A 2880-nucleotide genomic window follows, 5' to 3' on the forward strand; every position below is an offset into this window, starting at 1 on the left:
TGTTAGCCAGAGAGCGTGGCCTGCTGACCTTTACCGACTATCACCAACTGTATGACCCGCGCTACAGTATCCACCTCATTATCACTCTGACACCTGAACAGGATGTTCTCGAGGATATCATAAAAACCCGGCCTCTGAATATCCGTATCATGGGATACCACGTTTTTAAAATCTTCTGGGAAGCCATTGAGTCTCAAGCCCGCAAGTTGAAAATCAGAAATGAGGAAGTTGAGACTATCTTCAACGGCATTCAGGACTTTATCACCGTGATTACACCGGAATTAGAGATTGCCGAAGCCAATCAGGCCTTTTTAGAAAAGATGGGCTATGCCCGCCAAGAGGTTATCGGCCGTAAATGCTATGAGGTTTTTCAGCAAATTGACCAGCCTTGCAGCACCAAAGAACTTCCCTGCCCCTTATACGAAGTCATTCGCAACAAAGGCCATTGCCGCCAAGTTCGCACCCGGTTGATCGAAAAAACGCTTTTCTTGAATTCGAATCTTCTTAAAATCAGTGGCGTCATGGTTGAAATGGATCTTGACCCGCAGATGCCGGATCTTGTCGGCTCAGAAGATCAGCTACAACAGGTTTTTATGCAATATCATCTCCAATGCCGCTGAAGCTGTTGAGCTCGCCGGCGGAGGGATTTTAAGCATTAAAACCCGGCATCTGCCAAAAACAAATAAGATTGCGGTCAGTTGTCACAATACCGGTTCTTTCATACCACCGGAAAATTTCTCTAAAATTTTCGAGCCTTTTTTCACCACCAAAAAAAAGGGTAAAGGGACCGGACTCGGGCTTTCCGTTGCTTTCGGCATTATTGAGGAACATGACGGTACCATTTTTGTGGAATCAGACCAGGAAAAAGGTACGACCTTTACCGTTAGATTTCCCATAAAACCGTCGTCGGTCGGACTATCACAAGATGGAGCTCCACATGGACAGCACTAAAATCCTTATCGTCGATGACGAACTGATCATGCGAGAGTCTCTGGCCGGATGGCTTGAACGCGACGGTCACGTTGTCGAAACGGCGGCCGGCGGTGAAGAAGGGCTGCAAAATCATAGAGAGCAATATAAGGACAGAACCCGCTTCGAGAGCATGCTGGGCCAGTCCAAACCCATGCAGGAAATCTTTGACCTGATACAGGATATTGCGCCCACGGGCTCCACGGTTATGATTACAGGTGAAACCGGTACCGGCAAAGGATTGGCGGCCAAGGCCATCCATACCAACAGCCCCCGCTGTGAGGGACCGTTTGTAGCCGTCAATTGCGGCGCCATTCCCAAGCACCTCATGGAAAGCGAACTGTTCGGCCACCAGAAAGGGGCTTTCACAGATGCCAAAGAGACTAAAAAAGGGCGCCTGGAATTGGCCCACGGCGGCACGCTCTTTTTGGATGAAATCGGTGAAATCAGCATGAGAATGCAGATTGATCTTTTGCAGGTGCTGGAAGACCGCATCTTTTATCGGGTCGGCGGCACTCAGCCCATTGAAGCCTATTTCCGGGTCATCGCCGCCACCAACAGAAACCTTGAAGAAGCCGTCAAGGCTGGAATATTCAGGGAAGATTTATACTACCGCCTGAATGTGATTTCCTTTAACATGCCTACGCTGCGCATGCGCAAAGAAGACCTTCCACTGCTCAGCGAACACTTCAACCGCCGTTATGCACAAGAAACCAACAAGCACATAGACCGGCTCAGCAGGGAAGCCATGGATGAAATGATGCTTTATGAATGGCCGGGCAATGTAAGAGAACTTGAAAATGCCATTGAACGAGCCGTGGTTATGAGCAAAAACCGCGAGATTCAACCTGAAGATTTGCCTATTTTTCGTCCTGAACATCTAATTGCCCCCCATGGCAACACCCTCAAAGAAGTTGAAAAGACCCATATTATTCAAATACTCAATAAGAACCAGTGGAATATTTCCAAGAGCGCCAAAATCCTTGGCATTGATCGTTCCACCCTGTATAGCAAAATCAAACGCTGCCAGTTAAACAAGCCGGCTTGAATACCCAACCCGAACATAGCATTTTGATCTCTCCGGTCGCAGAGTTAGCCCCCGAGCTTTTAAACCTGGTCAGCAGGGATATCCAGAGGGTATTCGGCTATCGAACCGCAATAAAAGCGCTTTTGCAGGATGTGGAGTTTGCCCTGAATACGGCCCGCAGCCAGCACCATTCAACTTTAATTCTTGAAAAGCTGGCCGGGCGGGCGCCGCCCAGTGCCGTCAAGGTCCTTGCCATCACCCGGGTAGACCTGTTCATTCCTATCTTGACCCACGTTTACGGAGAAGCGCAATTGGGCGGGAAAGCCTGCATCATCTCAGTACACCGGCTCAATGAAGGTCTTGCCATGGGTGCCGGTGAAAGCTTTCACCGGCGCGTTGTCAAGGAAGCCATTCACGAACTGGGCCATACATTTAATCTGCGCCATTGTCAGGATCCCGCCTGCATTATGCATTACTGCCGCTGCATCGAAGATGTAGATCACAAGTCTGATCAGCTTTGCCGGTATTGCCGCATCCTGCTTTCCGATGAACTAAAACGCATGTCATCTTCTTAACCCAAACAAACATTTCATAAACCATACAGGTTTGACATCAGGTCGTCAGTGTTTATTTTTTAGCCAAATTTAACACTTAAAATCCTCGTAAAAATTGATTTTTTATTGTTTGCGAGCACAGGAACTCTTATGCGTTTTGATAAATTTACCATTAAATCACAAGAGCTTATTCACAATGCTCAAGCTCTGGCTTCAGAGCATCATAACCAGCAGATCGAACCTGAACATTTTTTAAAGGTCATGCTGAATGAAGAACAAGGGGTCGCCGGGGCCATGCTGCGTAAATTAGGTATTTCACCAAATGCTGTC

At 47.9% G+C, this 2880-nt stretch carries 5 protein-coding genes; all 5 read left to right on the forward strand.

Going from position 1 to position 2880, the window contains the following annotated elements; all coding sequences use genetic code 11:
• A partial coding sequence (locus V3S16_RS14995) for a PAS domain-containing protein (RefSeq protein WP_413886356.1) occupies positions 1-620 on the forward strand: 620 nt, incomplete at its 5' end.
• A complete protein-coding gene (locus V3S16_RS15000; RefSeq protein WP_413886358.1) occupies positions 559-951 on the forward strand; it encodes an ATP-binding protein in 393 nt (130 codons plus the stop codon). The genes V3S16_RS14995 and V3S16_RS15000, both read left to right, overlap by 62 nt.
• On the forward strand, positions 938-2017 hold the full coding sequence (locus V3S16_RS15005) for a sigma 54-interacting transcriptional regulator (protein ID WP_413886360.1): 1080 nt from the start codon (positions 938-940) through the stop codon (positions 2015-2017). Before V3S16_RS15000 ends, V3S16_RS15005 begins: the two co-directional genes overlap by 14 nt.
• On the forward strand, positions 2014-2571 hold the full coding sequence (locus V3S16_RS15010; RefSeq protein ID WP_413886362.1) for a hypothetical protein: 558 nt from the start codon (positions 2014-2016) through the stop codon (positions 2569-2571). Before V3S16_RS15005 ends, V3S16_RS15010 begins: the two co-directional genes overlap by 4 nt.
• A 129-nt stretch (positions 2572-2700) precedes the next feature.
• On the forward strand, positions 2701-2880 hold a 180-nt coding region (locus V3S16_RS15015), incomplete at its 3' end, for a Clp protease N-terminal domain-containing protein (RefSeq protein ID WP_413886364.1).

The organism is Candidatus Desulfatibia sp. (assembly GCF_036446775.1).
GTDB lineage: Bacteria > Desulfobacterota > Desulfobacteria > Desulfobacterales > UBA11574 > Desulfatibia_A.